This window comes from Pseudoalteromonas sp. HM-SA03, from assembly GCF_002289345.1.
Lineage (GTDB): Bacteria > Pseudomonadota > Gammaproteobacteria > Enterobacterales > Alteromonadaceae > Pseudoalteromonas.
In genome coordinates, this window is the sequence record NZ_NSDG01000087.1 from 30,826 (window position 1) to 57,114 (window position 26,289).

The 26,289-nt window shown below is 42.4% G+C and carries 20 protein-coding genes; 3 read left to right on the forward strand and 17 right to left on the reverse strand.

Translation table 11 applies throughout. The features are described from left to right. Positions 1-12: 12 nt before the first annotated feature. From CKO50_RS17420 to CKO50_RS17485, 14 genes are all read right to left on the reverse strand, one after another. Positions 13-1,326, reverse strand: a complete 1,314-nt coding sequence (locus tag CKO50_RS17420; RefSeq protein ID WP_095729192.1) for an ABC transporter permease — start codon at positions 1,324-1,326, stop codon at positions 13-15. A 3-nt stretch (positions 1,327-1,329) separates the two neighbouring features. After that, a complete protein-coding gene (locus CKO50_RS17425; protein WP_095729193.1) occupies positions 1,330-2,052 on the reverse strand; it encodes an ABC transporter ATP-binding protein in 723 nt (240 codons plus the stop codon). A 14-nt stretch (positions 2,053-2,066) separates the two neighbouring features. Beyond that, the gene (locus CKO50_RS17430; RefSeq protein ID WP_095729194.1) at positions 2,067-3,323 is read right to left on the reverse strand and encodes an efflux RND transporter periplasmic adaptor subunit; all 1,257 of its coding nucleotides are present in this window, start codon (positions 3,321-3,323) and stop codon (positions 2,067-2,069) included. A gap of 402 nt (positions 3,324-3,725) precedes the next feature. Continuing rightward, positions 3,726-5,123 (reverse strand): ATP-binding protein, encoded by a 1,398-nt coding sequence (locus CKO50_RS17435; protein ID WP_095729195.1) that lies wholly within the window; start codon positions 5,121-5,123, stop codon positions 3,726-3,728. 195 nt (positions 5,124-5,318) lie between these two features. Continuing rightward, positions 5,319-5,897: a thymidine kinase gene (locus CKO50_RS17440; protein ID WP_095729196.1), complete on the reverse strand. Its 579-nt coding sequence runs from the start codon at positions 5,895-5,897 to the stop codon at positions 5,319-5,321. A 56-nt stretch (positions 5,898-5,953) separates the two neighbouring features. Next, positions 5,954-6,433 carry a hypothetical protein gene (locus tag CKO50_RS24855; RefSeq protein ID WP_255230316.1) on the reverse strand — a complete coding sequence of 160 codons (480 nt, stop codon included), beginning with the start codon at positions 6,431-6,433 and terminating at the stop codon, positions 5,954-5,956. Positions 6,434-6,775: 342 nt separating this feature from the next. Next, on the reverse strand, positions 6,776-7,237 hold the full coding sequence (locus CKO50_RS17450) for a methylated-DNA--[protein]-cysteine S-methyltransferase (RefSeq protein WP_095729197.1): 462 nt from the start codon (positions 7,235-7,237) through the stop codon (positions 6,776-6,778). After that, on the reverse strand, positions 7,234-8,592 hold the full coding sequence (locus tag CKO50_RS17455; protein WP_095729198.1) for a DNA-3-methyladenine glycosylase 2 family protein: 1,359 nt from the start codon (positions 8,590-8,592) through the stop codon (positions 7,234-7,236). Before CKO50_RS17455 ends, CKO50_RS17450 begins: the two co-directional genes overlap by 4 nt. Positions 8,593-8,735: 143 nt before the next feature. Continuing rightward, on the reverse strand, positions 8,736-9,347 hold the full coding sequence (locus CKO50_RS17460; protein WP_095729199.1) for a superoxide dismutase: 612 nt from the start codon (positions 9,345-9,347) through the stop codon (positions 8,736-8,738). 14 nt (positions 9,348-9,361) lie between these two features. Beyond that, on the reverse strand, positions 9,362-9,880 hold the full coding sequence (locus CKO50_RS17465; RefSeq protein WP_095729200.1) for a hypothetical protein: 519 nt from the start codon (positions 9,878-9,880) through the stop codon (positions 9,362-9,364). 107 nt (positions 9,881-9,987) lie between these two features. Beyond that, on the reverse strand, positions 9,988-10,872 hold the full coding sequence (locus CKO50_RS17470) for a cation diffusion facilitator family transporter (RefSeq protein WP_095729201.1): 885 nt from the start codon (positions 10,870-10,872) through the stop codon (positions 9,988-9,990). A 59-nt stretch (positions 10,873-10,931) separates the two neighbouring features. Next, entirely contained in the window at positions 10,932-14,060 is a 3,129-nt protein-coding gene (locus tag CKO50_RS17475; protein WP_095729202.1) for an efflux RND transporter permease subunit, read from the reverse strand. A 13-nt stretch (positions 14,061-14,073) separates the two neighbouring features. Further along, positions 14,074-15,183 carry an efflux RND transporter periplasmic adaptor subunit gene (locus CKO50_RS17480; protein WP_095729203.1) on the reverse strand — a complete coding sequence of 370 codons (1,110 nt, stop codon included), beginning with the start codon at positions 15,181-15,183 and terminating at the stop codon, positions 14,074-14,076. A 384-nt stretch (positions 15,184-15,567) separates the two neighbouring features. Further along, positions 15,568-15,894, reverse strand: a complete 327-nt coding sequence (locus CKO50_RS17485) for a DUF2946 family protein (protein WP_095729204.1) — start codon at positions 15,892-15,894, stop codon at positions 15,568-15,570. A gap of 271 nt (positions 15,895-16,165) precedes the next feature. Here CKO50_RS17485 and bfr (CKO50_RS17490) point away from each other — a divergent pair, with 271 nt between their 5' ends. Together bfr (CKO50_RS17490) and bfr (CKO50_RS17495) are read left to right on the forward strand one after the other, a co-directional pair. Beyond that, positions 16,166-16,633, forward strand: a complete 468-nt coding sequence (gene bfr / locus CKO50_RS17490) for a bacterioferritin (RefSeq protein ID WP_095729205.1) — start codon at positions 16,166-16,168, stop codon at positions 16,631-16,633. Between the two features lie 14 nt (positions 16,634-16,647). After that, positions 16,648-17,112 (forward strand): bacterioferritin, encoded by a 465-nt coding sequence (gene bfr / locus CKO50_RS17495; protein WP_010375235.1) that lies wholly within the window; start codon positions 16,648-16,650, stop codon positions 17,110-17,112. Between the two features lie 32 nt (positions 17,113-17,144). Here bfr (CKO50_RS17495) and CKO50_RS17500 read toward each other — a convergent pair whose 3' ends face one another. Next, positions 17,145-17,339 (reverse strand): (2Fe-2S)-binding protein, encoded by a 195-nt coding sequence (locus tag CKO50_RS17500; protein WP_095729206.1) that lies wholly within the window; start codon positions 17,337-17,339, stop codon positions 17,145-17,147. A gap of 770 nt (positions 17,340-18,109) precedes the next feature. On the opposite strand from CKO50_RS17500, the gene CKO50_RS17505 reads away from it, so the two are divergent. Beyond that, a complete protein-coding gene (locus tag CKO50_RS17505; protein ID WP_255230325.1) occupies positions 18,110-22,309 on the forward strand; it encodes an EAL domain-containing protein in 4,200 nt (1,399 codons plus the stop codon). Between the two features lie 47 nt (positions 22,310-22,356). On the opposite strand, the gene CKO50_RS17510 is transcribed toward CKO50_RS17505, so the two are convergent. Both CKO50_RS17510 and CKO50_RS17515 read right to left on the reverse strand, forming a co-directional pair. Then, entirely contained in the window at positions 22,357-25,140 is a 2,784-nt protein-coding gene (locus tag CKO50_RS17510) for a hybrid sensor histidine kinase/response regulator (protein WP_095729207.1), read from the reverse strand. A gap of 118 nt (positions 25,141-25,258) precedes the next feature. Beyond that, complete coding sequence (locus CKO50_RS17515) at positions 25,259-26,149, reverse strand: cation diffusion facilitator family transporter (protein WP_039491675.1); 891 nt, start codon at positions 26,147-26,149, stop codon at positions 25,259-25,261. Between the last annotated feature and the right edge of the window lie 140 nt (positions 26,150-26,289).

The window sequence follows — 26,289 nt, forward strand, 5'->3', positions numbered from 1 at the left end:
CTCCTTATTGCCTTATTGCACTTTTAGATAAGTAGCAGGTGATGTTTTACACACTATCCAAGCTGGGTAAAGCCCTGCAAGAATACAAGTCACAATAGCGATGCTCGGCGCTGCTAACAACATAGAGACATCCATCGTTGCAAGACTTTCGTAGACATGGCTAGTTTTGCGGATCCCCCATAAGCCAAGCTGAGCAAAAACTATCCCTATCACTCCCCCCATAAAACCAAGTAACGCCACTTCAACCAAGTGTTGGTAAAACACTTGCGTTTTACTTGCACCAAGCGCTCTTCTTACGCCAACATCAGGGGCACGTTTAAGAAATTTCGCTAGTAACAATCCGAGAATATTGGCTAAGCAAACGGCAAGGAACATAAAACTTAAACCAATCATGACTTTGTTATCTTCACTAACCACATTATTGTACTCAAGCCATTCAGTGACATTTCGAAGTGAAAACTCTCGTGTTTTACGGTTGAATCTTCCCAAATCTTGTTGGGTTTGGATGTAATTATCCAGTTGTGTTGCTAACACTTGTTGTTCTTTTTCGTTCTCTAATTCAACCCAAAACTGAGTCCAAAGCATTTCTGAATTCATTTTGTCCGTGAAGTTGTTAATCTCTTCCCTCTTCCAGCCATTCGTATTACCCCAAGTGTCAATCTCATAAGCTGCAGCATGATTGAAGGGAATGAAGATACGCTCGGCATCAGCAAACGCGCCATTGTTTAAGTCATACATTTTGACGTTTGGCTGCCACTCCTTAGTTACCCCTACTACTTGATATCTTCGCTGCGCCAAATAAATACTTTCTCCAACCACATCACTGCGGCCAAATAACTTTTGTGCGATAGTTTCGTCAATTACAACCACTGGTGCAGCATTGTCGGCTTGGCTTTGGCTCCACACTCCACCATACAAAAAACTCAACTCAAACATGGCAAAAAACTCTCGGGTGATTAGCCGTGTCGTTTGCAGCATGGGCCTCACTTCGGGGTTGCTTACATGAACCGCAAAACCGGATTTAAACATCGCGACTTTTTTGTCGACGTTTAGCGTTTGATACAGGTTTTTCGCATCTAAAAATGTCAACTGAAAGGGAATATCATCAGCTGAATGATAGGTTTGCCCCTCATCCATCACTTGTAGCTGTACAGCATAGAGTTTGCCACTTTTGCTTGGAATTGGATCGGCGGACATCATGTGATATACGGACAAACTCACCATAGTGACGCCAATGCCAATGGCAATGGCCAGCGTCATTAGACTAGTCGCAAGCGGCGTGGCTTTTAGGCTACGCCAAGCTAAATCAAGGTAATGCGCAAACATAACTTAAGCTCCCATTTGAGATTTCAACGCTTGTGAAGCCGCACCTTTACCTTGATACAAAGTAAAATCCGCAACCTGTCCATCTACAATTTGGATATTTCTTGGTGTACGCCTTGCGAGCTCCGGGTCGTGGGTAACCATAACTATCGTTGCGCCGTCACGGTTAATTTGTTCTAGTAACTCCATCACCTGACGCGCCATTAAACTATCTAAATTCCCCGTTGGTTCATCGGCGAGTAAAAAGCGTGGCTCACCAGCAAGCGCTCTTGCGATCGCCACACGCTGCTGCTGTCCACCGGACAACTGTTGTGGCAAATGTTTTGCACGGCCAGCAAGGCCAACTTGCTCTAGACAGTTTTCAATTCTGCGCTTGCGCTCAGCCGCCTTGATACCACGATAACGTAGTGGCACTTCAACATTTTCGTACAAGTTTAAATCCGGGATAAGGTTAAAGCCTTGAAAAATAAAACCGATTTTTTGGTTTCGCAGATCAGCTCTTTGATTGTCGTTAAGTTTACCAACATCGATTCCATCTAGCATATATTGGCCACTAGAGTACCCTTCTAGCATCCCAGCAATATTTAAGAAGGTCGTTTTACCTGAACCTGAAGGGCCCGTTACCGCGATAAACTCTCCTTCATTTACTTGCAGGTTAAAATCTCTGAGCGCGTGTGTTTGCACCATATCAGTTTGGTATACTTTGCCGATATTATTCATAATTAACATTATTATTTTCCTTCTTATCTTAATAAGATGCTGGGCGCACGTTCGAATGCGTCGTAACTACTGATGATGATTTGATCGCCTTGCTTTAAACCATTAAGCACTTCAACTTCACTGATGCTAGAGGTACCGGTGGTGATCTCAATTCGCTCAGCGATATCACCACTTAGCTTGTAAGCGATGTGCCCACCTTCACTCATAAAAGCACCACGCTTGACCATTAAGGTGTTTTCTTTGTGCTCTAGTAAAATCCGAGCAGACAAACGTTGGTTTTGTCTAATGCCATCAATGTTTTCGTCCGAAAAGCGTACTCGAGTGGTGACTTCACGGTTATTTACTTCTGGAGAAATCGCAGATAACACGCCAGAAATATTTTGGTTGCCAATCCTGAGCTCGACGGCCATCCCGAGTCCAAGCTCTGCCGCATAACTTTCAGGAACCTGAAGCTCCGCTTCATAAGCACTTAGGTCAACGAGTTTCATCAGCCCTTGATTGGCGTTCACAAGCGCATTCTGATCAACTAATAAATTACCTACTATGCCTGAAACCGGCGCAATCACATCTAAGCTTGCAACTTGACGTTTTAATTCTTCAACAATTAAACGTTGCCGCTCAAGCTGATTCTCAACAGATTTAAGTTCAAAGGCCAAGGTATCTTTGCCTAGCGCAACTTCTTGCTCTGCATGATTGAAGTTTAATTTTGCCCGAGCAAGGTCGTCTTGCGCTGCTTCTAAATCAATTTGGCTGATGAGGTTTTTTTGGATAGACAATTGAGCACGTCGGTCCTCTCTATCTGCCGCTAATAGTTCAACGCGAGCGAGATCTAAGGAGCGATTTAATGCCAAATTTTGACGTCTAACATCTAACTTCTTCCCTTCAAGCTCACCACTCAGTCTTTGCAGCTCAGCTTCTTCTTGTTGGAGCCGGTTAGTTAAGGTTGGACTTTTGACCGTGGCTAGTACTTCACCTTGAGTCACGCTATCACCCGCTTTAACCTGTAAAGAGACATAACCCTGCTCTTGGCTGTAAATTTGTGGTGCATTTGCAGCAACGACAAAACCTGTGGCGGCAATATCGCGGGTAAACTCACCGAAAGTCACAGCTGCGATTTGTACTCTAGCTTTGGCCACGGAGCTACTAGCATTGGGCCCACCAAACACGATCTGCGCGGTAAGCACTGCAATAATTACAGCACCTGCTATTACAAGACCAAGCTTCTTTTTGGATTTACTAGTTTGGAGCACTTCATCTTGTCCGCTTGTGTCTTTAATCATAATGATTCTCCTTGAATTAACGAGTCAAATACCACCACGACTGTTGCTACAGCCAACATCATCAAGGGTGAAATTAAAAAAGCTGTACTTAACCACATAACGTATCTTCTTTATTAGATTGTATGTAGTAAGAAAGGCGAACTTTGTGCCAAGATTTAAGATTTTGATTATATTGATTTATTAGATTTTTGAGGAAGAGAAAAAGTGTCCGCGGACGGAAAAAGTGTCCGCAACGGACACTCTGCACCTAAAGTTATAGTACGCTATAGGTGTTAATCGTCGTTTTTCTGCATCTTAATATATCGACTGAAGAGATAACTTGAGGATTGGATAGATAACATGCTAGCTGATTTCTTTAAGTTCAGATTTAATAACTGGAGAGTACATTAAACAGAGTGGAACTCAAATAAGTGGCAATTTTATAGTCGCTCTAGTGCCTTTACCGATCGTGGATTTTATGATCAGCTCACCACCGTGAGATTTAATGATATTAGATGCGATAGTTAACCCAAGCCCCACGTGTTTTTCTGCAGCTTTAGTGGTATAAAACGGATCAAATACTCGATGTACCAGCTTATCCGCTATCCCTTCACCACAATCAAAGATATCGATAGAGAGACCTTTGTCCTCAACCTTTGTGATGATTTTAATGGCCTTTCGCATTCTCCCCACACTTTCTAACGCGTTCTTTATGAGGCAATAAATACTGTGTTCTAGGAGTGCTGGAGCGCAGTGCAATTCAAACCGTTCTCCTTTTTCAAACTCAATCAGGCTCAAATTTGTACCATCCAACTCCAAATTAATCATCACAGAATCCATAATTTGAGAATAGAATTCGACTTGCTGAAACTGGGTTTGATTGCTCTCAAAAAACACACTCAACTCTTTAACAATCAGTTGAATCCTGTCTAGTCCCGAGTGCATTTCTGCCATCACATCATCACTTTCACTCAAAGCCCAGTTTAGCTGATACTCTTTTTCCAATTCACTCAGCGATTTTGTACATTCAGGAGAGAGTTGCGAATTATTTGCCAAAAATTGCCAAGCTCGATACAACTTAACCAACGAACTTTGTACAAACTCTAAGTTACTTTTTAAGTACGCAAGCGGATTATTAATTTCATGGGCTACACCCGCAGCGAACTGCCCTACTGATGCGAGCTTTTCTGATTGGATCAAAGCTTGCTGCTGCTCAGCAATACGATTATATGCCTCTCTTAAGGCATCATTTGACGACTCAAGTTCATGGGTGCGCTGCTTGACCTTTTCTTCCAATCCTTCGTTGAGTCTGGTTAGTTCATCGGTCAACAACTCAAGTCGATTTAAATCTCGATAAGAGCGCAGCGAGCTGGTTAACATAGTGAATAGACGAGATTTTGTGAGGTCAGTTTTATTTTTATAGTCATTGATATCATAGCGCAGCATGACTTCATGTTCCGGCACACTGCCTGGTTGGCCTGTGCGCAGTACTATTCTCACGTTATGATAGCCAAGTTCTTCACGTATGTATTGCGCACATTCTAAACCTGCTTCTTCACTTTCCATGATGACGTCGAGTAAAATCAATGCAACATCATCTCGATAGCTTAAAATATCAATCGCTTCTTTTTTGCTATAGGCATGAAGCAACTCGAGCGGTTTTAATTCAAACCGATAGGCCGTTAACACAAGTTTAGTCACATCATGAACTTCAGGCTCATCATCGACAATCAACACAACCCAAGGAGATGCTGACTCGGTTAGGCTTTGTTCATCAGGCTCTGAAACGTTTAAGAAAGATAATGACTGCTGCTGACTCATTAAAATTGACTCATTAAAATGACACCCTTACTCCTATTTCTTAAGGATGGAACAAATCTGCAGGTTTACCAAATTATTCGAATCAGAAAATAGTATAAATTTGGCACTATAGTAAGAAAAAATACTGAGTGACCATAGAACGGGATCTGTACTGTTAAGAAGCCACTCTTCGCTGTACATCAGGTTTGAATATACTTATGCGTTTAGCGCATCCTTATAGTGTTTTCTACAAAGAGAAACATACCTATCGTTACCACCAATCACAACTTGATCGCCATCCGCAATAGCCTTGCCGTGCTCATCGGTGCGAAGCACTCGGTTTGCTTTGCGACCGCAGTGACAGATGGTTTTTAGCTCAATCAATTTATCTGCCCACGCCAGCAAATATTGCGAGCCTTCAAACAGCTCACCACGAAAATCAGTTCTAAGACCATAACATAATACCGGGATCCGCAGCTCATCGACGATATCCGTCAGCTCTGCGACTTGAGCTTTTGTTAGAAACTGGCACTCATCTACCAATACACAGTCAATTTTATTTTCGGTATGGGCACACATCAGTAGTGCTTTCACATCGGTTTGGCTTTCAAAAACTTGCGCCTCAGCTTCTAAGCCGATACGCGACGCTACTTTGCCCACACCAGCACGGTTATCAATTGCAGCGGTGATAATAAGCGGGTGCATACCTCGCTCTCGGTAATTAAATGCCGACTGCAATAAGGTCGTAGATTTACCGGCATTCATTGCCGAATAGTAAAAATAAAGCTGGGCCATAATAGATATTTCGAAATAAAAATTCGCGCTAGTTTACTGGCTAACGATTAAAAGGTCTATTGCTTATCCATTTGGCTGGGTTGTGAACGCAAATACTCACTATATAAGGTATCGAGATTAATAAGCTGGCTTGCACGCCACACTTTCCAACTTAATTCAGGGTGCTGCTGATAAAACTGCTCAGAAAATGCCATAAAACCAAACGACATTTCTAACGGTGGAAAGACCGCTTCTAAGTGGTTAAAGGGGGGCGATAATGAAATTGGCATATTACCGATTTGGCAAAGGCCAATGGTCGCATCAAGTAATTCATTTTCAACCAGTGCAATAGCATGTTCCAACGAGTCGGTTTCAAATATGGAAAAATGCTTAGGCATACTTTCTCGAATAGCATAGCCACGAGGGACCGCGAGTTCTATTTCTTTACTCAGATTTAATGCTGCTTTATTCGTTTTGCTTTTGAGTAAACACGTGCTGATCCGATTAATTGCATATTGCTGTGCAATAGTGCCATCTGGATTTTTTGGATACGCCATTTGCCCTTCTCTAGACGCTCGGTGGCTTGCTACCACAGCATCGACTTTGCCATTTTNGCAAACAACGGCTCCATGGCTTTCGAGTGTATGTGAAGCTCACCTCTTTTACGTGCTCGTCAAGCTGTTGCACTATCTGGATCGTGACGCCAGGATTTGCCGATGGCACGGTTTGTCCTGCACCATGAATAAAGGGTGGAGCATGTTTATCTTCATAACAAAAGCGAACCTCTGTTGCCATACTGGCCCACGAAGTAAAAACGCAAAAAGCAATAAATAGCAGTCTCAACATTCACTCCAAACATATAGTCAATCGAAATAACAACGATCAACCACTAGTATACTCTATTTTTTAAAGCTCACTCCCTCGTGTTGCAACAACCACTCTTTCGCTTCAAGTCCGCCAGCATATCCTGTTAGTTTGCCATTTGCACCAATAATGCGATGACAAGGTACGATGATGCTAATTGGATTTTTGCCGTTAGCAGCGCCAACAGCACGGACGGCATTTTTGTTACCTAAGCGCTCAGCTATCCAACCATAGCTATGCGTTTCACCAAATGGTACTTGTGCTAGCACCTGCCATACTTGCTTTTGAAAACGTGTACCATCTACATCAAGTATCACATCAAAGCATTGACGTTTGCCAACAAAGTATTCAGTTAACTGTTTTTTTGCCGTTTCTGTATGCAGATTCTCCCCTTGCTCGAAGCGCGTTTTTGGAAAAAAGCCAACATATCGTAAACCATCATTGGATGCTTGTATTATCCACTCTCCAGTGGGCGAGGCTAATGTAGTTTCAATCATAGTTGTTGCCATAGTTGAAAAGTTAAATAAGAACGAAAAGGCGCACACTTTTCGATATCTATTGTTTTTAAGGATTTTTCCATTACCTTTTTGACACCCAAATCACCACCCAAATAAATGTCTGGATGACTCAATCCACGCATTTTTGCATAATCGACAGTCCAAGGCCCTATGCCTTTAATATTTAACCAGTCATCAAGTTCAACATGTTCCGGGCCCACATATTGCTCAGCGAAAGCTTTAATAGCAGCCTTTCGCCGCGCTGGCATCTTGAAAAAGTCGAGATCACTATCAAATACGGCCTTTGGTTTAGGGAAATAACGCATGCCATCTTCAGCCACCTCACCGAGCGTCTCAACCAATACAGTAAGTAAGTTTCTCGCCGCTTGAACACTGATTTGTTGACCCAAAATAGCTCTCATTCCTGCTTCAAACTCACTCCAAATTCCGGGTAATCTGAGCCCTTCTTGTAGCGGCAAATTAGGCGCTGATTCATGAAGGTGAGACTCGATAAAACAGGTATCCGCATCTAAATCTAGCACACGTCTGATCTGTGCAATCATCGGAACTAACAAGGATAAATCAGAGAGCGCGATATCCACTTTAAAACGGTGTTTTTCAGGCTCGATAGTCGCGGTGAAGCGCCCTATTTCCCCTTCTATCATCACGGTTCGCCCATAACTTTTTTCTGTTAACCACTCGATACCTGGCACAATTCTCATTGCTAAGAACTGCTGCATTTTCTCCCAGTTGTACGGTGGTCGATAGGACAAGTAAATCGCAATGGCAGAGCCACTACCTGCGTCTTTTCTGAGTTGACTTGGTGATAACTGATACAGCTTTTGAAATGCATCATTAAAGCGTCGCAATGAGTTAAACCCGGCGGCAAACGCGATTTGCGTGACAGGAAGATCACTTTGCTGTAATAGCTGCTTAGCTAAGTCACATTGCTTATAAAGTGCATATTGTTTGGGACTGGTGCCGCAATATTGATTGAATACTTTATTTAAGTAACGGACCGAAATGCCTAACCTATCGGCTAAATCTTCTGTCGAATGACGTATTAAGGCCCCCTCATCGATTAACTTTTTGGCTCTGACTGCGGTTGTTTCCGTACCAAGCCATGCATAACTCCCAGGTGCGCTGTCAGGGCGGCAGCGAATACAAGGTCTAAAGCCTGCTTGCGCAGCATTGTGGGCAAATTGAAAATACTCTACATTCTTTTCTTTCGCAGCAGGTGCTGGACATATTGGCCGACAATAAATACCTGTACTCTTTACCGCAACAAAAAACAACCCATCAAATCTAGCGTCGCGACTATTTCTAGCTTGAGAACAAACTTCTGGTGTATACATGACTTTCGCTCGTACTTCGTTTTCACTCAGTCTAATAGCTATCACTATAGCAAACTAGCCATTTTTGGTACTCAACCATGTTTGGAGTATTTATGAAAAAAGCCCACTAAGGGGCTTAACTAACTGAGGAAATATGAAAAGTACTAACCTATTGCTTGATTATATCTGCGTTCAACTTCAGGCCAATTGATGACATTGTAAAAAGCGGCGATGTATTCTGGTCGACGATTTTGATACTTGAGGTAGTAAGCGTGTTCCCACACATCTAAACCCAATATTGGGGTATGTTGCTCCATGTAAGGGCTGTCTTGGTTGAGACTACTCGTCACCGCTAATTTGCCACTCTCATCGACGACTAACCATGCCCACCCACTACCAAATCGACTAACAGCTGCGTTTGTAAATTCAGTTTTAAAACTATCAAAACCGCCAAATTCACTTTCTATCGCTTGTTTTAACGGCCCATCAGACAAAGGCGCATAATTCGGAGTCATAATTTGCCAGAACAAACTATGGTTATTGTGCCCGCCGACGTGTTCTTGCACTGCTTTTTGTAAGGTTTCAGGTAACGTTTTAATGTTTCTCAGCAACGTTTCGGTGTCTTTACCCGCGAACTCCGTCCCCTCTAACGCTGCGTTTGCTTTATTTATATATGTCTGATGATGCAAAGTATGATGGATCTCCATCGTTTTCGCGTCGATATGTGGTTCCAGTGCATCATATGCGTACGGTAATTCAGGTAAGGTATAAGCCATTCGACCTCCAAATGTTAATGTAAAACGCGAGAATGCTGGTGCGTTACCAGCATCGCTTCGTTAATTTGATGAATAAGCTCAGGTAAATGAGGATAGCGTGTTGCAAAATGGATCAACTCTTGTCGAGTTTTATGCAAATGATGTAAGACGATAGGCGCAAGTTCGTTGTTATATTCGAGGTAGGTTGCATGTATCTTCAGATGGATTGAGATAAGTTGCTGGCACGCTCTATTTGGTTGGTCAAGCGCAATAAAGGTATCAGCTAGATTATGCGCGGATACTACGACGGCTGGTAAACTGTGCTCTATGGCACTCATCACAACGCTGTCCTTTTGGCATAATAAAAACTCATCTAAAATACCTGTCGCGAGTGTCAATGCAACCTGATATTCATCACGGGCACGCAGAAATATTTGCGCTTGATATGCTTGATTACCAGAGAGTATTTTAGCTTGCCAAGGTGACAACACTGAAGATAACGCGCAAGAGCCGCTTGATAAGCGATTTGCACTTAGGTCCATGCGATTTTTCATATTTTCCCCTTATACCGAACTAGCTTACTTGTGCAAGCAAACCAGTATGAGCTATTGGGGCACTATATGATCACACAAACATTAATGCAAACTATTTTCATTTGTGTTTATTTAATTTCTACACACTGATGTGTTACCAAAGAGTCCTCCGTTAATTCAAGTGTGGTATGCGACAATCCAAACCGCGACTGTAAACTCTCTTTTAACCGCGCTAGCGTGCTTTGGTCGCTCAAAGACGTAATGACAACTTGCGCCTCTAAAATATATTCATGCTCATTGAGCTGCCAAACATGAATATGGCTTACTGTCTTAACATTCTCTTGAGTCTCAAGGTATTCCTTAACCTCTTGAATATTCACATTATCTGGCGTAGCCTGCATGAGAATTCTAATGCTACTTTTACTCAGTTCAACACCATGGTAGATCACGTACGCGGAGATCAACACTGTGGCGATAAGATCCACCACATACCATTGATATAAGATGATTAATGTTCCAGCCACGATCACGGCAACGGAAGCCGCAGCATCAGAAACATTGTGAATAAATGCCGCACGAATATTTAGGCTGGTTTTTGCACCTGCAGAATAAGTAATAAGCGCTGTGATAACATCGATAACTAACGCCAAGGCCGCAAGCCACACCACTATCCAGCCATCAATTGGTTCGGGATTTAAAAATCGAGAAACCGCTTCGAATAACAGATAAACCCCAACAACAATGAGTGTCGCGCTATTAATTAACGCCCCAATTATTTCAGCACGTTGATAGCCATAAGTGAGTTCAAGTGAGGCCGGCTTTCTTGCAACTTTTTGCGCGACTAACGCGATAATAAGCGCACCGGCGTCACTTAAATTATGTAGCGCATCAGCAACCAAAGAGAGACTGCCAGAGAGAATGCCACCAACGACCTGCGCGACACTCAGTAGAATATTAACAAATACAGCCCAACCGAGCTTGTTTCCATGATGGTGATGATGTGCGTGAGACATACTCAATCCTATTTTTATTGATTCGAAGAAGGAGCCACTCTCACTGGCCCCCACGGGCATTACGAATTTTTAATTTGCTTTGAGAATAGTGGATAAAGTGCTGGCAATACAAACAACGTCAGCAAGGTTGACGTTAATAATCCACCAACAATTACACTGGCAAGCGGCCTTTGAATTTCAGCACCCACTCCTGTCGATAACAGCATGGGAATGAGTCCAAGGGCAGAGGTGATCGCAGTCATGAGCACGGGTCTAAGCCTTGAAATTGCTCCCTCAAAGACACCTGAATGAAGCGATTCTCCCGCAGCCAATCGCTGGTTTATGCTCTCAACCATGACCACACCATTGAGTACCGCGACACCGAATAGGGTGATAAACCCAACCGAACTTGGGACCGATAGATATTGTCCTGAGATATATAAAGAAAATACCCCACCAATGACCGCAAGCGGCACATTCACTAAAATAAGCGCAGCCTGAGCTATTGAACCAAATGCAAAGTAAAGCAACAATGCTATTAACGCCAAAGATAGCGGCACCACGATTACCAAGCGTTTTTGTGCTCTCTGCTGGTTTTCAAATTGACCACCTATTTCAACACCATAACCTGTCGGTAAGTCAACTTTACTATCAATAGCCGCGCGAATATCACTTACTACACTGCCCATATCCCGACCTTGCACATTAGCTTGGATCACCACTCGACGTTGAACGTCATCTCGTCTTACTTGCGGTGGACCAGATTGATATTCAACATTCGCAACATCAGCCAACCGGATCCACGCCCCTGAACTCGATTGTAAGCGTATTTCTTCAATGGTCTGTTTGCTTTGACGGTACTTAGGTGCCAAGCGGACATAAATATCATAGCGTTCGTTACCGTTGATGACCTGCCCCGCTTTACTGCCACCAATGCCATCTTGCACTAATGCCATAACGTCCCCGACAGCTAAACCGTAGCGCGATAACGCTTGACGTTTTGGAGTGATGATCAGTTGTGACTCACCTGCTATTTGCTCAAGTTGTACGCCCTCTGTCCCTTCAACTTGCGCCACGGCCGTTTCAATTTCCTTTCCTTTTTTTGCAAGCACAGCTAAGTCTGGGCCAAACAACTTAATCGCCAACTGCGCTTTAACACCTGAGAGTAATTCATCGACACGCGTCGCAATAGGCTGTGAAAAATTAAACAGTAAGCCGGGATAAGCCGATAGCTTTTGTTCCATCAAAGCTTGTAATTCGTAGCGATTATTTGCGCTTTGCCACTGTGCTACTGGCGCAAGGCCAATATAGATTTCAATGTTATTTACCGGTTCAGGATCGCCACCTATCTCCGCTCGACCAATTCTGCTTAGCGCGTAGTTTACTTCAGGAAAAGTGAGCAGCATTTTTTCCAGCTCAGGCGCAACATTAAGCGCGGTTTCAAGACTGGCGGAAGGTGCCAACGTTACCCTTAGGTTGATGGTGCCTTCTTCAAGTTCAGGGACAAACTCGGTACCAATTTTAGTGAACGTAAAACCAGCCGCCGCCATCAATAATATGACGATTGCCATCAACAACTTTTGCCTATGCAACACTCGATTTAACGTCCAGCGGTAGCCTTTTTCTAGCGCGACGAGAATAATACTCTCTCGCACTTTAACGCCATGTTTAAATAAGTAGGTCGCAAGCGCTGGGACAATGATAAGGGCAACAAATATCGCCGCAACAACAGCCAAAATAATACTGATTGCCATGGGTTGAAATAGTTTAGCTTCAACCCCTTCAAAACTAAATAACGGGGTGAACACTACTAAGATAATACTGGCAGCAAAAAAAATTGGCCTTGCCACTTCCTTTCCTGCGAGCTCAACAATGAGTCCTACAGAGAAGTCATCACTTTCCTTTTGCCTTGTTAGGTGTTTAAAGATGTTCTCTACCATCACCACTGAGCCATCAACTAACATCCCTATCGCGACTGCGATACCACCTAGCGACATTAAGTTGGCCGAGACGCCAAGCCACGCCATAACCACAAGTGCAATGGCAATTGAAATAGGAATTGAAATGAGCACCAGAAAAGTCGCTCTCAGGTTCATTAAAAACAGCGCGAGCACCACAACAATAAAAATAAATGCCAGTGCCAAGGCTTCAACGACGGTTTGTACTGCTTTGCTGATCAGATCAGACTGGTCGTAAAACGGCTCAAACCTTACCCCTTCGGGTAGTGCTTTATTAATAAGTTCCACGCGGTTGTTAATGCTATCAATGGTTGCTTTGGTGTTTGCTCCCATTCGCTTGAGCACTATGCCAGTTACGACTTCACCGAGCTGTTCCACTTCACCAGAGGCGCTTTTTCTAGACATCGTGACTGCGCCTTGACGGATTTCTCCACCAATCGATACAGTAGCAACCTGAGCTACAGTCACGACCGTGCCATCAATGGTTTTAACAGGCACGTTGGCAATCTCCTGGATCCCCTTCCCCCCACTTTGAAACCAACCGGTTCCACGGATCACCAACTGCTCTTGACCGCGCTCTAAATACCAGCCGCCAACATTTTGGTTATTACGCTCGATGGCACTCACCACATCTTGCTGAGTGAGCGCATAAGCCAATAGCTTATTTGGGTCGATATTGACTTGATATTGGCGCACATCGCCGCCAAAAGCCAATACATCAGTTACCCCATCAATGGGCATAATTAGCAACTTAACCACCCAGTCATTGAGACTACGTAAGGCCATTGCATCATATTCAGAGTTCGGCTCGCTCATCAGCATATATTGAAATACTTGACCAAGCCCTGAGGTATTTGGCCCCATTTCCGGCGTACCCACACCACTTGGGATCAACTCCTTTGCAGCTTGGAGGCGCTCAAATACCAACTGTCTGGCAAAATAGATATCGGTGCCTTCCTTAAATACCACCGTAACGCCAGATAGACCTGTTTTAGAAATTGAACGCACTTGCTGCACATCTGGCAAGGCATACATCACAGCCTCAATTGGATAGGTGATTAACTGCTCAACTTCTTCCGCTGCCAGTCCCGGCGCTTCAGTATTCACCGCAACCTGCACATTCGTTACATCGGGAAACGCATCTAAGTTGAGTTTTGGAATAGTCACGCTAGCAGTTGCCGTGATAACGAGTAAAAAAAGAATAATTAGAAGCCGATTGTTTACAGACCAATCGATAATTCGATTAAACATGGTAAGGCCCCCTTTAATGGTTATGCGGATCGAAGCCAGCTTTGGCTTGCTCTGACGCAATAAAGAACGCCCCGGTAACGGCCACGCGCTCACCCACAGCCAAACCGATAACTTCAACCTGAGCGCCAAAGTCTTCACCTAAAGTCACTTCTTTGGGATGGAACTCGCCGGGTGCTTCTTCGATGTACACCACCCAATCGCCGTCAGGCCCACGACTTAACGCGTCTGCAGGTAACGCAATGGTTGGCTCTTTTGACGGTATGATAAAGTTGACGTTAACAAACATCCCTGCGTGTAGCTTGTCGTCACTATTTTCAACCAATAGGCGGATCTGTCTGGTTCGAGTAATGGAGTCGATAGTATGCGCTGCTTGGATAACGCGAGCCGCATATTGCTCTTCTTCTATGCCAATCAATGCTTTAGAGTTAACCGCTAACGAAAGTTGAGAGTTGGGTTGTAAACGGGCTTCTACCCATAGCTCGCTTTCATCAGTGATTGCCATTAAAGTTGTGCCAGAAGCAACATGCTGGCCCTGAGTAAAGGCATCTTGAGTCACCACCCCCTCGCGCTCAGCAACGAGCGTATATTGGCCAAGTTCACTGGCAGGCTTAGTGGTTATTTCTTTAATCTCCTTTTCTGTTACTCCAAGTGCCAACAACTTTGAATAAGCCGAACTAAAATCAGCACTTGCTTGAACGCGTTCACGCTCACTGATGGTTTCTTTACTTAAGCGTTTAACTCTATCCCACTCTGTTGAAGCAACCAAATACTGCGCTTGGGCCTGCGCCATTGCCTCTGAGAATAAGGTGATAAGTGGGTCGTTAACATTAACCATAGAGCCAAGCGTAGTGTGTCGCTTTAACACAATTGAATCGGCTCTTGGCGATACTAAATAGCTGGTATAGCCATTGGCTTTTACTTCTCCTGGTGCAAAGTAAAATCGCTCATGGCTTTCCAACTTGACTTCTTTGGTCTGAATTCCGGCAAAACGCATTTGTTGCTGCGTTAGTACGATAGCATCTTCTTCCTCTTCATGTTCTTCATGGCCGTCGCCTGCATATGCCAGTGAATTAAAAAGTGCGTTCAACGCGAAGTAGATGGAGAAAATTTTAAAATTTGTCATTCGATACTCTTTTTACTCAAGAACGTAAGTTGACGTTCAAAACCGTTAACTTGTTTAGCGAATTGCACCACGCTGTACTTTTACGGTGTCAATTCACGAACAAGAATGCGCTTCTCAGGCCAACGTGAGTTATCTGTAATCAACGTCAATAACTGAGAAGGAGTAATACCAATTGATGTTAAAGTAGCTCAATTACCTAATACAATCGGTATAAACGGAGTAGGCAGTATCACTGAAAGCAAAACAGATAAGCATAGAAAACAGGCCTAGTTGTTTACTCACAAGCACGAATTTGCGCTAAGTTGGATTTATCAATTTACTCATTAACCTAAGCTCAGCTTAGTTAAGTCAAATTGAGGTCGCGCCTTCAATGATAACCGCTGTTTAAGCGATCGGTGGACGATGTGCTTGCTCTACAAAAGCGCGCACTTTGGTATCTGATTGAGGGTAAATTTCACTATTGGGTCGCATTTCAAAGGGGAGTAAAGATTTTAAAATCACTAAATTCAAATGCGTACCACTACAATGGCCACAGTGGTGGCAGTCTTTTGTATGATGTCCGCTGGAGTCTGCTTGCACATCTTCAGCATGGTCGTGAGTATGTTGGAGGTGAGACACTTCGATTTGATGGAAGCTAGCTTCAGACGCAAACACACTCACGGATTGCACCGCAAGTAGAAACATCACAAAAATCAAAACTAACTTATTCAAATCTACATTTCTCTTTAAGACAAAAGATCGTTGTCAATTTACCACCTGCACTTGCTCTGTCAATAGTAGCGCTAAGCTTTAAGTCTTATTTTTGCTTACGTTGCTGATCCCACTCAAAATGAAATAACAATAATTTGTATTGTGAGGCCAAAACATCAACTTAAATGCGAATCATAATCAATATATAACACACTGTTTTATAAAGATTTTTTATTGACACATAAAAAAAAATCGTTAGACTAGCTGCATATTCACAGTTTGAGGTAACAGCATGCAAGGTAAACAAAAAGTCATCGACGCATTCAATAAGCTATTAGCCAATGAGCTTGCAGCTATCGATCAATATTTCATCCATTCACGTATGTACGAAGATTGGGGTTTGAGCAAACTGTACCAGCGCCTTGAGCACGAACGTGAAGAAGAAACTACGCATGCGGATTGGTTGATTAAACGCATTCTTTTCTTGGAAGGGATACCTAACATGACAAAACGTCGTGATCTCCTCATCGGCCAAGATGTTAAGTCTATGATGGAAAACGACCTAAAACTGGAGCTTGAAGTCGTCGAATGCGTTAAAGAAGCAATCAAAACCTGCGAAGAAGAGCAAGACTATCAGTCTCGTGAAACGCTTGAAAAGCTGTTGTTTGATACGGAAGAAGATCACGTTTACTGGCTAGAACAGCAGATTCGCCTGATTGATCTTATTGGCGCACCGAATTATATCCAATCTCAGCTTTAATAAGGATTCTACAAATGAAAGGTGATAGAGAAGTAATCGTAGCGCTTAATAAAGTTTTGGCCAATGAATTGGTAGGTATCAACCAATACTTTTTGCATGCACGTATGTTTAAAGACTTCGGTTTTAGCCAGTTAGATAAAGCGGATTATAAAGTTTCAATCCAAAAAATGAAAAACGCCGACCGCCTTATCGAGCGAATTTTGTTCTTGGAAGGCCTTCCTAACCTACAAGATTTAGGCCGTTTAAAAATTGGTGAAAACAGCGCTGAGATGATTGATTGCAATATGGCATTTGAACAAGCATCTTTGGTTGATCTGCAAGCAGCAATTAAGTTGTGTGAAGAAAAGCAAGATTACATCAGCCGTGAAGCGCTGGATAAAATTCAAAACGAGCAAGAAGAGCAAATTGACTGGCTTGAAACTCAGCAGCACCTAATTAAGGTGATGGGAATAGAAAACTACTTACAGTCTCAACTATAAGTATTTAATTGAGGTTGCGTGATAATGTGTTGTTACGCAACCTGATCAGTGATATCAACAATCGCAATCAGCTTTTCATTTAAAATTGTCTTCGCACAGTTACAGCATTTTCCACACTGCTTACCAACAGATAATGTCTGGCTAAGATCACGCATTGAACGAGCACCATTGTCTATCGTCTCTGCAATCTTTTTATCTGTAACACCATGACAAATGCACACGTACATAAATGATAACCAATCTCAAACTCATTAACTGCAAACAAGTTTAATCTAAACGATAACAATTATCAACACATGACTTGGCTAGAAATGCGAATTATTTTTCTTTGTAAGCTGTGACAAAGGCTTAGTGATTTACGCTCCACAAAACGCCCTTTCTCTAGCTGATGGTTATTTCTATAAAATTAAGAAAAACCCAATAGAACTGCTACGCTTAAGTTAACTTAATAAGCGTTACTTTACACATCAGAGTAGAGGTGCTCTTGCATCCAAGCAGATTGTTTTATTTGCTACAAATGACAAACCTTAAACATGTATAAATTGTTAAATATATTGCATAAAAAACCAAGGTTTAAGTTGATTTCAATCTAGTATTTCCGCTAGACTGCGCGTTACCGCTAACAGTTCTATTAGCGAGGATCAGCTTAGTTTGATTTGGTAACATATTATTAAAGGACTAAATGAGATTGGATAGAGAAAGGTCTTTTAATGAAGCAAGCGCTATTGTGTTTTTTTATATTATTTTCTTTGTGTTGCATAGTCGCGCCTAGCCAAGCTCATAACTTCAGCCAATATACTTCTCGCTTCTCTGTGGCGGAAGGGTTAAGCCANCTGCAATCACCGCTATAACACAGGATAAGCATGGCTTTATTTGGATAGGAACACTGCAAGGGTTAAACCGTTATGACGGCAATAAACTCGTTAGTATTGCAGCCGCTAAGGGTCTTGATGAGCAAGAAATAGTTGGGTTATTCAATATCTCGAATGACGAGTTGTTGATCTCTACTGGTGTCGGTGGCGCATTTTTACTGAATGTTGATGACTACACAGTTCGACAAATATACAACGGTAAACGCCAAGACAGTAACGCAGTTCCAAAACCGATCGCTACAGCCATTGGCCATCAAGAAAATATTATCTTCTCCATTGAAAGTGACCTCTACACATTAGACAGCAGTACGTTAAAATCAAAATTACTTACTCACTTTAAACCTAGTAGTTATATTCGCGCCACAAACGTTATCGGTAACTTTGTGATTATTGGTACAACAGAAGGCCTGTTCACTTATTCTCTTGCAACCGGTAATGTTGAGCAAATAAGTTACACAGATTCAAAATCAGAATTCAGTCATGATGTTAAATTACTCAAACGCGACCCATCGTTGGGACTACTTGTGGGTACTGTAGAGGGTTTATTTGTCATTCCAGTCAGTAACCAAACACTGGTTGCTGCAAAAAGCTATGAGCTTGTTTCTGAGAAAAATATTTGGGGACACCAAATCACTCCCTATGGCGAGTTTATTGCTACCGAGCATGGGTTGTTTCTTATTGATAGAAGAAAAAAAACCAGCTCAAAAGTCCTTTCCTTAACCGAGGGACAGTATCGTCTCACCAACCCCAGTATCACTAAGCTTTACGCAGATAGAAACAACAACCTATGGATGGGTACATATAACGATGGCGCATATTTATGGCCTTCGAGCTCGTTGCGTTTTACCACATTCATAAGTACTCAAGACAGGTTTGCCAATAACAATATCTGGTCGATTCATCCTACTAGCAAAAACACAGTGCTCCTTGGTACGGATAACGGCATTAACGAGTTTGATTTAAGCACCCACCAATTGAAATCTAGCTACCTGCAAAATAGAGATCCAAAAGCACTGTACGGAGCAGGTGCCGTATTCTCTATTTTTAATTCTTCACATTTCGACGAAAATACCTATCTAATCCAAACAACTCAAGAGACCGCGCTGTTTAACATCGACACCAAACAGTTAAGCCCAATTACGCTTAAAGGTGGTAACAAGCTTGAGCCATATAGTTGGGGTATAGCTAAGTATTCAGAAAGTAAGTTTCCATTTATCAATAGCAATGGGTTTTACGAATATGATGCCACCACCAATACAGTGCACGCATTAGAGGGGTTATCAAAACATCTGGCAACAGCGCAAAGCTTTTTGATCCTGCCGCCTTTGGATGCGACCGATGATGAATATTGGATAAGTACGGACATCGGTTTAGTTAAATATAATGAGTCAACAGATACCCTAACAACGATTTACAACAAATCGGATAAACACTTGGTCTCTGCCGTTAATAGTTGGGTAGTAGATACAGCTGAAACGCTATGGTTGGCAACCTCAACCGAAGGCCTTGTTGGGATCAATAAAGATACTTACACCGAAGAATACAAGCTAACGACTGAACAAGGCTTGATGAGTAATGCTATTTACAACCTCCAGTTAGATAGAGATGGGATGATTTGGGCCAGCAGTCAACGCGGCATGTTTAAATTTGACCCAATAAATAAAGTATTGGAAACCTTCGGAACGAATCAAGGTCTGCCGACGCTTGAGTTTAACGGAGGGGCTGCTGCTGCACTTGAATCTGGCAAGCTGATGTTTGGTACAGTCAACGGCTCTATCACTTTCGATCCTGAACAGTTTTCAGACAGTGCTGTTAAGCGCCATCCACTTCTGATCACTCAAATGGATATTTTAAGCCGGGATCAAACCTACTTAGCACCTGATACAATTTTGCAAGCACTTGATTTTAAGTATGATGACATGGGCATTGAGCTACAGTTTTCTGATTTTGACTTCAATGCCAATCATCACATTCAATACCGGGCTTCTTTACATGGCCCAAGTGCACTTTCGTTTTCAAACTTAAAACGAAATAAAGTATTTCTAAATCAATTACTCCCTGGCGATTATCAATTGACTATTGCACCACGCTCGCTTGACAGTGATGACCTCAGCAACGCACTCAACTTGCATTTTAATGTTGCTCACTCCCCGTGGCGCTCGCCTGTTGCATTAATCTTATATGGTCTAAGTGCATTCGCGCTAATATTTCTCATCGTTATAAAGCACAAACAGAAACAACGTCAGCTTGAAACTGTACTTAAAGCCGTTACACATGCAGGAAGACAAACGAAGCTGGCGTTGAAATCAACCAAAAGCGGCGTTTGGTCAGCGGATCTCGCTGCACGCCAGATCACACAGCAACGCGCCGAAGCGCTTGGCTTTGAAAGTGATACTATGACGCTGCAAGAACACTATAACGCCATTCATCCGGATGATAGAGAACTCGTCGAACGAGCTTGGAAGAAATTTATTTCTAACCCAACTAAAGAGCAGCTTTCTCTATCTTATCGACTGCGCTGCGCTGATAACAATTGGCACTGGTTTCACGACTTTGGCCAAGTTGCGGAGTTTGATGCACAAGGTAAAGCCACTGAACTACACGGTATTTATACCAATGTAACCACGCAAAAAGCGAACCAGATGCGCGCAAATATGCTGGGCGAGGCCTTCAGCCAAGTGAATGATTGGATTGTGATCTTAGACCCTAACTTACAGCCCATTTCGGTTAATAGTAGCTTTTGTAGAGCGTTTCAATTGCAGGAAAACGAAGCGTTAAACGACCTAACGACTGAGCGTTTTGTTAATGCTATCGGGCAAAAGAAGTTCCACGGTTTAATTGCAAATTTAAAATCTCTTGGACCAAATCAATATCTAAGACAGGAAGTTCAAGTTACAGACGGCTGGGATAAAGTGCACCCGGTTCAACTTAGCATTAGCGCGGTTTCCAAGGACAATGTGAACCTCCAATACTTTGTGGTCGTTGTTACCGATCTGACAGAGCAGAAAAAAGCCGAGAATGAACTTAGATATCTCGCCAATTTCGACGCTTTGACGGAGCTACCAAATCGCAGCTTGATGTTACAGCATATTGAATTTGCACTGTTTAACGCAAACAACACACAGCAAAGCTGCGCCTTACTATTTATTGATTTAGATAAATTTAAACCAATAAATGATGCCTACGGACACCATATCGGCGATAAATTATTGGTCGCGATAACTAAGCGGATCAAAGAGCAAATTAACAATAATTGTATCTTAGCAAGGCAGAGCGGCGATGAGTTTCTTGTGCTAATTAAGTCGTTCCCTAGCATAGAATATGTGAGCGAGGTAGTCTCCCGCTTAGTGAAGCACATACCCGAGCGTATCGAAATTGATGGGATCACCATGAGTGTATCCGCCAGTATTGGCGTTGCAGTTTACCCGTTTGATGCACCGGATTCAGAATCCTTGATCCGTAACGCGGATATCGCCATGATCCACGCAAAACAATCGGGAAGGAATGCCTTCAAATTCTTTACTGAGTCAATGAATGAAGAGATCAGTAAAAAGCTTCGGTTAGAGACCGCAATGAAAACAGCGGTTAAAGACGGAGAATTTTTTAATCACTATCAGCCTATCATCAATACCACAACGGGTCAGCTTGCAGGCGTTGAATTACTCATGCGCTGGCGCAATAATGACATGCTAATTCCTCCATGCGATTTTATTCCAATCGCTGAAGAAAGCGGCTTGATTGAAATCTTGACTGAGCAAGCGCTTATCAGAGCCTTGATAGAATTGCGCTCATTGTTTACACAAGAACCCGACTTTTATTTATCTCTTAATTTAAGCGCGGTACATATTTTACGTTCAGATATAGCACACCAGTTCACTGAGATTTTAACAGCGCATGGTCTTACAAATCGGTGTTTAAGGCTTGAAATCACCGAGTCAATTTTTATGTCTGATATGGTTAAGGCACGGGCAACTATCAACGAAATGAAGCGGGCAGATTTTGTATTGCTACTTGATGATTTTGGTACTGGCTTTTCTTCACTCACCTATCTAAATGAATTCCCTCTTGACATTATAAAAATTGACCAAGGTTTTGTACGTAATATGAGCGCAAAACCCGCGAATAAATCTATCATTAGAACCATTTATTTATTGGCGCAAAGCTTAAACATGAAATGTATTGCAGAAGGTGTTGAGACAGAATCTCAGCTTAATTACCTAAGAGACGTAGGCTGTGAATATATGCAAGGCTATCACTTCGCAAAGCCTATGGCGATTGACGATTTACTGGCATTTTATGAGCAACATGAACGCTCACGGGCTTGATCTCGGGCTTAATACTTTAATGTGGTTACTGCAGGCTAACATAAGCGTTAGCCCTTATTTAGCCTTTCACCATCAGGCACTTCTGAGCGCTGCCATTCACTAAGCTTTTGATAAAGTTCGTTAATATCAATGGGTTTTGCAATAAAATCATCCATACCTGCTTGGATACATTTTTGTTTATCTTCTTCGTAGGCGTTCGCTGTTATCGCAATAATATGTGGCTTGCCGTATATATTTGACTCGTTTCTGATTGCTTTGGTACAAGCAAAACCGTCCATATTCGGCATTTGGCAATCCATTAAAACCAAGGCATACTTTTTCGCCTTCATCGCAACTAAGGCTTCCACTCCGTCGTCCACTTTATCTAACAAGCAGTGCGTTTTCTCTAGCAACTTACCAACAACCACTTGGTTAATTTTATTGTCTTCTACCAATAGAATATCAAGGCCGTTGAAATCAGGAGCCCCAACTTCTTGCTGCTCTCTCTTAACCCCCCGCCCTTTTGAGGCCGGAATATCTACATAGAATTGACTGCCAAGCCCAAGTTCACTATGAATACTTATCTCGCCATGCATCGCTTCGACTAGCTTTTTAGAAATAGCTAAGCCAAGTCCGGTACCACCAAACTTTCTTGTGGTTGAAAGGTCTGCCTGAGTAAACTCATGGAATAACGTTTCCTGTTGCGCTTTTGAAATGCCAATTCCAGTGTCAGCAACAGTAAACTTTAGCATTCCACTCTCATAATGGACGGAGAGTGTTATGTGGCCTTTGTTGGTAAACTTTCCAGCATTACTGAGTAAATTATTTACCACTTGTGACACGCGTAGTTCATCTAACTCAAGGTATGTAGGGAGTTCAGCACCTTTCTCGTATTTAAACTCAACGCCATATTTAACGTTGGAAGTTTTGAAAATGCTGACCAAACTATCGAGCATTTCTTGCAAATTCACTGCCCGACGTTCTATTTTCAAAGCCCCCGCTTCAATTTTAGAATAATCCAAAATATCATTGAGGATAAGCATTAGATTCTTTGCCGACTGCCGTATAATTGTTATTTGGTCTGCCATCTCATTGCTAAGACTTTGCTCTCTGATCAAGCTATCCGACATACCGATGATTCCATTTAACGGCGTTCTAATTTCATGACTCATGTTTGCAAGGAATCGGCTCTTAGAATGGTTGGCGGCGTTAGCGGCTTCTACAGCTTTGGTTAGCTCTTCCGTTTTCTCAGCAACTTGTTGCTCTAACTCACGATTGAAGTCGGTAAGCTTGCGGTTAAGCCTTTCGTTTTCTAAGCTGGCTTGGTTTTGTTTTGTAAAACTCAGTGTTAGCTTGAAAGCCAACTGATTGAACTGCTGCTGCAATTCAATTATTTCTAAAAAGCTGCTATCTGCATTGGCCGAATTTTCGATTAAAGTTGAGGGTTCGTAAGCACGAATATCATGACTGAGCGCCACAATTGGACGCACCAACAATCGAGTGAGCTGACGAACAAAAATAGAACTCAATACAATAATAGCAAACGCAAGCCCCAATGCATCTGACCAAGCCTCAGCAGCAACTAAGTTAAGATATTTACGGTCGAGCATGGTGATAACTGACCATTCATATTGTTTAGATACCGCAGCTTGTTTAAATAAGATCTGCTCAGTCGAGTCCTCAAAAGTTGAGGACTCCTTATCAAATAAGGCTTGCAACACCACATCACTTGGCATATCTAAGGTTTTAAATTCGGTTTTTAACGAGCTATAGACGACCCTTTTGTGTTTATCCAACACGATCAAACTAGCGTCTTCAGCAAGAATTTTTGGAATAAAGCGTTCAAATGAGCCAAATATTAAAGACCCTTCCACTATTCCTTTAAACGCTTCAGCGATAAAGATTGGCGCTGAAATTGCGACGATAGGTGCTTCATCAAAACCACGTCCTTGAAATATGCCTGAAACAAATCCTTCGGGGGATTCAGGTGCTTTAATAAAATAATCTCTATCTGATACATTGGCATTTGTTCCCTTCATCGACTCAGCAAAATGCTGCGGATAAAGGTGGGTAACATTAGCATCTTTGTCCGCGACAATCGCAGTTCTAAAATTTGCATGAGTTTTTAGCAACCGCTCAATAACATAATCAGCATCAATCCCTAAAGATACATCCGTTGCAGATATCACCATCGCGCGACGGTATGCGTCAAGGTAGTCATCAATTTGAGCGACAATAGAGCCGGAGGCTTCTTCAAGCTGTGTTTTTATCTCTGCTTCAATTCTTTTATAGTAATTGTTTGTCAGTACGACGGTTGTCATTAATACAACTAAAACGATAACAAGGTTGACGATAGAATTAAGAATTTGATTGAGCGGCATCCCTTGCCACTTGTTGCGAGTAAAGAAAAAACTCAGCAAGTCAACCACAGCGAGGCAAATACCAGCATTGATTAGGTACTTAGCCAGTGCAGTGAATATAACGAGTAGCGGTAGTTCGAGGGCAAAATAGCCAAAAATAAATAATACAGGTAAACCCAGCGAAATCCAATAAACGATACCCCGCACAAAAAATGGCTTGGCAAAACGGACGCAGACAAAGTGAAGCCACAACACTTCGAAGAAAAAAACCACAGAGGGCCAAGCATGCCCCCATCGATACCAAATAAAACCGGCACCTATCATCACAGCAATGATAGCATAGCGCCATCCGCATAGCAGCAGGATAAATAGTACAAACAGCTGGCCAAAAAGAAATTCAGAGCTATCCAAAAACCAAATTGGCAGCAGATTGGCCAACCCGCCTAGTAAACCTAAGACTAAAGTTATGATGAGCGCTTGCTTTTGATTCAAATGTTACACCACCAATTTGTGATACTGCCTATGTATAACAATAAAAAATATTTTAAAACCTGCCAAGGTAGTGTAACAAATAACTAAAAAATATATCACAAATTAAGATCTGTTTACCCTAATGATGAGGGCAGTCATGACTCTCTATTTGTAGCACACTGCTCAGTACATTAAAGGACTTTTTCAACGCTTCTTCCACTTCCACACGGCATGCTGAATCATGAGATTCGATAGTGCAATGATGCTTTAATACCACATGTGCACCAACGACAACCGCCCCATCGATTTTGCTAACCGTAATATTATGGGCGCTTTCAACATGCTCCGTAGACACAATCGTTTTCTCAACTTCTTGAACCGTAGGCAAAACTTCTGGGGGTGTAGCAAGCCCTTTAAGACAAGCAATTATCACCTTAATACCTGTAAATAATACAAAGACAGAAATCAGCATGCTTGAGAGAATATCAACCACCTCCCAGCCTGTAAGGTGTATGATCACACCCGCAATAAATGTTGATATAGTGGAAAGTAAATCAAAAAATGAGTGCAAGAAAACAGCGTAGACGTTGATACTGTCTTTACGGCCTTTATACAACACCCAAGCGGAAGCCCCATGAAACAAAAACCCAATTGCTGCAATCATAGACATTAAATAGCTGTTCACCTCTAGGTCATGACCACCCGCATGATGAGACAACCGTTCACTTCCTTCGAGCAAGATAATTACTGCAATTGAAAGATAGAGAATGCCATTGATAAGTCCACCGGTATATTCAGCTCGCTTGTAACCATCGTTGTATGTTTTAGCAAGATAAACTGCCACACTTGACGCTATCAATGCGATAAACAAGGAACTATTGTGAACAAACAAGTGTCCGGCATCAGCTAACACAGCGAGAGAATTAGCGTAATAAGCGCCAATAACTTGAATGATCATAAAAGAGCAAGTGATTGCAAGCGCAATCAGTAGCCTCCGGCGAGAAGCTTGATGCGTAGTGATATCTGTCATGAAATGAGTCGTGTACCTAATTTAATATAAGATGCTACGTACAACCACAACATAAGGTAGAGCTATTTCACTAAATACGCCCCACCTTACCTTTTTATACCGTATAGGAAAAAGCCGTGATTCAAAAATACAGAAATAAA

Bases quoted from the DNA above. Each gene is read 5' to 3' on its own strand.
- CKO50_RS17460 (WP_095729199.1), bottom strand. From the start codon at position 9,347: ATGGCTTATACCTTACCTGAATTACCGTACGCATATGATGCACTGGAA.
- CKO50_RS17470 (WP_095729201.1), bottom strand. From the start codon at position 10,872: ATGTCTCACGCACATCATCACCATCATGGAAACAAGCTCGGTTGGGCT.
- CKO50_RS17450 (WP_095729197.1), bottom strand. From the start codon at position 7,237: ATGATTGAAACTACATTAGCCTCGCCCACTGGAGAGTGGATAATACAA.
- CKO50_RS17515 (WP_039491675.1), bottom strand. From the start codon at position 26,149: ATGACAGATATCACTACGCATCAAGCTTCTCGCCGGAGGCTACTGATT.
- bfr (WP_010375235.1), top strand. From the start codon at position 16,648: ATGAAAGGTGATAGAGAAGTAATCGTAGCGCTTAATAAAGTTTTGGCC.
- CKO50_RS17425 (WP_095729193.1), bottom strand. From the start codon at position 2,052: ATGTTAATTATGAATAATATCGGCAAAGTATACCAAACTGATATGGTG.
- CKO50_RS17440 (WP_095729196.1), bottom strand. From the start codon at position 5,897: ATGGCCCAGCTTTATTTTTACTATTCGGCAATGAATGCCGGTAAATCT.
- CKO50_RS24855 (WP_255230316.1), bottom strand. From the start codon at position 6,433: ATGGCGTATCCAAAAAATCCAGATGGCACTATTGCACAGCAATATGCA.
- CKO50_RS17500 (WP_095729206.1), bottom strand. From the start codon at position 17,339: ATGTACGTGTGCATTTGTCATGGTGTTACAGATAAAAAGATTGCAGAG.
- CKO50_RS17435 (WP_095729195.1), bottom strand. From the start codon at position 5,123: ATGAGTCAGCAGCAGTCATTATCTTTCTTAAACGTTTCAGAGCCTGAT.
- CKO50_RS17465 (WP_095729200.1), bottom strand. From the start codon at position 9,880: ATGAAAAATCGCATGGACCTAAGTGCAAATCGCTTATCAAGCGGCTCT.
- CKO50_RS17430 (WP_095729194.1), bottom strand. From the start codon at position 3,323: ATGATTAAAGACACAAGCGGACAAGATGAAGTGCTCCAAACTAGTAAA.
- bfr (WP_095729205.1), top strand. From the start codon at position 16,166: ATGCAAGGTAAACAAAAAGTCATCGACGCATTCAATAAGCTATTAGCC.
- CKO50_RS17455 (WP_095729198.1), bottom strand. From the start codon at position 8,592: ATGTATACACCAGAAGTTTGTTCTCAAGCTAGAAATAGTCGCGACGCT.
- CKO50_RS17475 (WP_095729202.1), bottom strand. From the start codon at position 14,060: ATGTTTAATCGAATTATCGATTGGTCTGTAAACAATCGGCTTCTAATT.
- CKO50_RS17420 (WP_095729192.1), bottom strand. From the start codon at position 1,326: ATGTTTGCGCATTACCTTGATTTAGCTTGGCGTAGCCTAAAAGCCACG.
- CKO50_RS17480 (WP_095729203.1), bottom strand. From the start codon at position 15,183: ATGACAAATTTTAAAATTTTCTCCATCTACTTCGCGTTGAACGCACTT.